The sequence below is a fragment of the Listeria rocourtiae FSL F6-920 genome (assembly GCF_000525975.1).
GTDB lineage: Bacteria > Bacillota > Bacilli > Lactobacillales > Listeriaceae > Listeria_A > Listeria_A rocourtiae.
This window is the reverse complement of record NZ_AODK01000065.1, coordinates 1-6107: the sequence shown is the minus strand read 5'-3', so window position 1 is coordinate 6107 and position 6107 is coordinate 1. Positions and strand designations below refer to the sequence as shown.

Annotated in this window: 2 protein-coding genes; both read left to right on the top strand. The window is 39.1% G+C overall.

What is annotated here, in order from left to right; translation table 11 throughout:
• The first annotated feature begins 277 nt into the window (after positions 1 to 277).
• Positions 278 to 994 (top strand): Crp/Fnr family transcriptional regulator, encoded by a 717-nt coding sequence (locus PROCOU_RS15310; RefSeq protein ID WP_159101246.1) that lies wholly within the window; start codon positions 278 to 280, stop codon positions 992 to 994.
• Positions 995 to 1360: 366 nt separating this feature from the next.
• Positions 1361 to 5914, top strand: coding sequence for an Ig-like domain-containing protein (locus tag PROCOU_RS15305; RefSeq protein ID WP_036074085.1), 4554 nt, complete (start codon positions 1361 to 1363; stop codon positions 5912 to 5914).
• Positions 5915 to 6107: the final 193 nt, after the last annotated feature.

Below are 6107 nucleotides of genomic sequence, written 5' to 3'. Positions count from 1 at the left end.
AAAAATTATGATTATAACTAAATTTATAAAATAACAGAATATTCACTTTGTAAATATAGCTAATTTCATGTGCATGTAAGATAAATAACAAAAAAAAGAAGTAGCTAATTCCTTTTAAATGCTATACTTAGAGCGCAAAAAGTCATAAAATGTTCAAAAAGATAAATATTTATTCTGTATTATAGAAAATGAATTTCTTTTTTTGTTCTATACTAGGTTCCGTTCGCTACCATGAGAAAATACATACAATAAATAATGTGGAGGGAGAATGTTTTATATGCAGAATAAAATGATAGATATGCATAGCCTGTACAGTGAAGCTTCGATAGTAAGTCAATTTAGTGAGCCGAAATTCCGCCGTTTTATAGAAGATGATTGTATTTTTCCTGTGAGAGGTGTGAAGAAAACTTTTAGTAGGAACGATATTATTTTGAAAGCCAATCATGATTTAGATGCTATCTATTTCATTGAGGACGGTATTGTGACCGCCACGATCGGAACAGGAGTAGCTGTGGATTTCTATACGGCAAGTGATATACTGGGGCTTTCTAATTTGTTGCTTGAAAGTTCTTCATGTTATACGTACCAAGTCTTAACCGAAGAACTGATTGTAACTCGGTATGCCAAAGAAGATATCATCGAAAAAATAATGAATACACAGGAAGGCTATTTTTATCATTATGTGTACATGCAAAATCGAGCGAATCATATGTTTAAAAAGGAAGCACTACTCAGGCTCCCAACACGGCAAAGAATTAGCTCTGTTTTGCTAGAGTTGGGTCAGAAATACGGCGAAATTAACTTGGAGAATAATATTATTTGTTTTCCAAAGCAAATAAGTAAAGGGATGATTGCGCAATATGCCAATTTGAACCCAAACACGATTACAACAGTGCTACAGAAACTACAAGAAGAAGGTTATATATATACTATCAAAAGCGCTATTTATATGGACAAATCTAAGTTTGAAAAGAAAGTAGAAGTTTTTTCGTAAGTTGTCACAAAGTATTCGAATTTTATTATTTTAATTCTAAATAACAGAAAACAGGAGAAGATTTCTATTATATACTAAGATTCGACAGCAAGAAAATTATTTACAAATGATATAGAGTAAAAAGCTATTGTTAATTCACTTGCCATAAAATAGTTTACGATAAAAATTAGGTAGTTATTATATTGAATTTAAAATTTTTGAATAAAACTGATTTAAACATAATTTTTAGCTGATTATTCTTAATAAGAAAGGATGTATGAGGATGCATAAGCGGAAAAATAAGATTGATTCAAGCTAAGCTTTTGAATTCAGTCCAAAAATAGTTGCGCAACTATAATAATTTTAATTAGAGGAGGACAATCATTAATGTCAACAAAAAATAATATTGTCAAAAAGGGTGGCACAATCGCTTTAGCAACCGTTTTGGTGGGGAGCTCGTTACTAAGTACAGTGCCTATTAATGTACTTGCAAGTGAAAAAGCACTTCAAAATGTAGCGTCAGCAGCTTCATCTACTGCTGCACCAGCCAATGCCACAGAGGTAGGGACATTTGCAGAACTAAAAGCTGCATTACTAAATACGAGTATCACAGACATTAAATTAACAGCGGATATTAAACTAACAGCAAGTTTCAATTTCACAACACAAAAAAATCTATACGGTGAGGGCCACACAATTGATATGAATCAGTGCCGGATTGGCGTTGCAAAAGCTGATTCTGTTAACCGCATAGAAAATGTAACACTTGTGAATCAAAATATCTATCCGCTGTTCTGGTCAGAGTATAAGAACGTACAAGTTACTTACAAAGATGTAGATTCTAGTGGCCAACAATTCGTGTATAACGCGCATGGTACAACTATTTTAGAAGGAAAAATTAAAGCCGTTGCCACATTAGAAGAAGTGTATCAAGGGAGAAACCTTTTAATAAGAGAGGGAGCAGACGTTGACTTTAATTCTGTTCAATCTAATGGGACTGCGCTTTATATAGTTGGGGACCTAACACAAGAAGCAAATTCTAAGATGAAGGTGGACTCTAAATCGTACACAGCTTATGTGGCTAACAGCTCTACACAGATTTCTATAGCAGGAAATATGGAATTAAGATCTGCAAATAAGCAAGCAATTTATGCAACTGGCGGAAGTATGACTGTCAAAACAGGAGCTAAATTTAAAGCTACTGCTGGTGATGCAATTGAAGAAGGTATTTCCATCACAAACGGTAGCTTGACAGTTCAAACAGGAGCTGATTTTGTTGCGACTTCACCAGGTAAGCAAGGAACAGTCCAGACTGGGAAATCGTTAGTATTTGAGAACGGCTCGAATTTTGCTATTACGAATACGAATGCTGTTGGATCGATCTTTGCGAATTACGCTGGTGCTTCTACCAACATCAACATAAACTCTGATAAAGGACTATCGACGTGGGATTCAGGCTTTATCTATAATGACAAGCCAACGCATAATTATAATGATTTTAAAATGGCGAAATTTGACTTGTCTGGGTGGGATAAGGGTAATTTAAGCCAAAAGAACTTGATGTCAAACAGTGCGCAATTCCAATCACAATTTGTCAGCAAAACAACTGGGAAATTATTTGGTGGTAGCTATGCTTTAACAAACATTGCACAAACAACCATTGAGGATCTTACGACGGATTCAACGAATGTAGTAGGTCTGGCGGAGCCAAATGCAAATATTGTGATTAAGAATGCAACAGGAGCAACACTAGGTTCTGGAAAAGTAGGATCAGACGGTTACTACGATATTACTATTGCGAAACAAGTAGCTGGGACAGTAGTAACAGCAACAGCTGACTCTAATGGCATTACATCTTCCGCATCAACAACAGTCATTCAAGCAGCCATTGAACAAACAACGATTGCACCCATCACAACAGATTCAACTAAGGCAACAGGCACAGCAGAACCAAACGCAGACATTGAAATCAAAGCAAATGGTGAAATTATTGGTAATGGGAAAGCAGGATCAGATGGACGTTATAGTATCAGTATTTCACAACAAGATGTGGGTACAAGAGTAACAGCAACCGCGACAAAAGGAACGGCAACTTCTTCTGCAACGACAACCGTGACACAAGGGGAACTTATCCAAACAAGTATTTCAGCATTGACGACAAAATCAACGGTAGCGGAAGGAACAGCGCAACCAAATGCAACGATTGAAATCAAAAATAGTACTGGCAATCTGCTCGGAAGTGGTCGAGTTGGATCGGATGGTAAGTATAGTATCACAATTGCTAAGCAAGCCGCTGGGACAATTGTGATAGCAACAGCAACATCAAACGGTAAAACATCTACGGCACAAACGACAGTCGTTCGTGGTGAGATTGACGCAACAACGGTGAATGAAGTCACAACAGAATCCGTATCTGTTTCAGGGACAGCGGAGCCAAATGCAACAATCGTTATGAAGGACCAAGATGGTAAGCAACTAGCAGCAGGGCGTGTTGGATCAGATGGTATTTATAGTTTAACAATCGCAAAACAACCAGAAGGAACGGTTATTTCGGTAACAGCTTCCTTAGCAGGGTTTACATCAACTGCATCAACAATCGTAGTACGTGATGGTATTGAACAAACAACGATTAATGGACTTACAACTGATTCTACATTTGCTTCTGGAACAGCCGAACCGAACGCAACAATTGTAATTAAAGATCAAACGGGTAAACAACTAGCGACAGGACGCGTCGGATCAGATGGTATTTATAGTTTGACGATTGCGAAACAAGCTGAAGGAACTATTGTCACAGCAACAGCTACAAAAGATGGCAAAACATCAAGCGCTAATACGACGGTTATTCGTGATGCGATTGCTCCAACAACGATTAATGATCTAACGGCTGACTCAACGGTAGCGACAGGAACGGCCGAACCGAACGCAACGATTGTAATTAAAAACGCAACAGGAGAAACGATTGGATCAGGTACGGTAGGATCGGATGGCAAATATAGCTTGATGATTATGAAACAAGTAGCTGGAACAGTCGTAACAGCAACGGCAACAAAAGGTGGAAAAACAGCAAGTGCAAGCACAACGGTCATTGATAATAGCCTTGGGGCCCCAACAATCAATGACTACTATGTGAATGATGGCTATGTGACTGGAAAAGCGCCAGCAGGTGCGAAAAAAGTAACTGTGGAAGTAGCAGGCAAAACGATTCGTACCGTAGATGTTGGAGCGAATGGTACGTATAAAGTATATGTCAATGATAACGCAGCAATGAGTGTGTCAGGTACTTCTTTCCATGCTTATGCGATAGATGCAAATGGCAAAACAGGTGATAAAGCAACAAGCACAGTCAAAGAAAGAACAGTAGTAGTAGCTCCTCCAACAATCAATGACTATATTGTAGATGGCGGTTATGTCACAGGAAAGGCAGCAGCTCCGGCAACAAAAGTAACTATTTCTACAGGTGGTAAAGACATCCGCACAGGTGATGTAGCAGCGGATGGTACGTTCAAAATTTACGTGAATGATAATGCAGACATGAAGGTTGTAGGTAAAGAATTTACAGCGATTGCAAAAGACGTAGTTGGAAATGTAAGTAAGCCAACAACTTCGACAGTAAAAGGTGCAACACTTGCAAAACCAACTATCGACGCTTATTATGCAGGTCAAGAATACGTAACTGGTAAAACAGACAAAGCAACAAGCAAAATTGGGCTCTATGACAAAGCAGGTAACTTACTTCGTTATGGCGCAGTAGATGCAGCGACAGGTACGTACAAAATCTATGCATCAGATAAAGCGTCGATGCGTGTTGTTGGCGATACATTCACTGTCAAAGCAATTGATACTGCTGGCACAGCCACAGCACCAACAACAAGTACGATTCTAACGGCGATTTTAGGCAAACCATCTATTAATGACTACAGCAAGGGCGATGAGTATGTGACTGGAAAAACCGATTTAGCAACATCAAAAATTGGTCTTTATGACAATAATGGTACGTTACTACGTACAGGTCTTGTAAACTCAGATGGCACATACAAAATTTATGCACCAGATAAAGCATTCATGCAAGTGATTGGAAATGTATTCACCGTTCGAGCTATTAACTCTGCTAACGTCCCTGGTTTAGCTGCTACTTCGCCTGTATTAGGAGAACGCGTCCCATCTGTCGTAACAGCAGCAGATTACAACTTAGGCGATAACAATGTAACTGGAACCTATACAGGATCTGGCGCGAAGGTACAATTATTTGTTAATGACGTACTCGTTAAAAATGGTGCGCTGGACACGGCAACCGGTACGTACCAAGTCTATGCGAAGGACTACATTAAAGCAGCGACAGATAAAGTCGAAATCGTATTATACGACAAAAACTGGCAAGAACTGGATCGTACACCAGTAAATATCAAGGCAGCAGCAGGAGAAACGTTAAAAATTACTCCGGATGCGTATACAATTGGCGATCCTAATGTAACAGGTAGTCTGGATGGTGTAAGCACAGGCATTAAACTATATGTGAATGGCGAACTTGCTCGCACAGGTCAAATAAGTGGAGACGGCAAAACATTTACTATCTATGCCCAAGATAAAATCAAGTCTACAACAGATGTCGTAACTGTCGTTGGAACAGATAAAGATGGCAAAGAAGTAACAGCATCCGTATCAGTAAAGGCAGCAAGTGAAGCCCCAGATGCCCTGAAAATTGACGCGACTTCTTACACGCTAAACAGTGATAGCTTAAGTGGATCATACACTGGAACAATGAATGGTGTGGAACTTTGGGTTAACGGTGTGAAAGCACGTACAGGTGGATTTGACGCAACAGCAAAAACATTCTCTGTATACGCAAAAGACAAAATTACTTCTACAAGTGATGTAGTTCAAATCAAAGGCTACGACAAGAATTGGAATGTGGTAACGATAGATGTCACTATAAAATAAAGTTTGAGAGGTAGGGTCTGGGACATAACCCAAATAAATCGGCTCTCAAGCGCTCGCATTCAGGGGATTTGGCGGACTTCCGGTTCTCATGTACAGTCGTACACTCCGCTTCCGGCTTCCACCAAATCCCCTGAATACAAACGCTTTCGCTCGATTTGTGTCAAGCAATATTTACGTCCTACCCTCAAAAAAG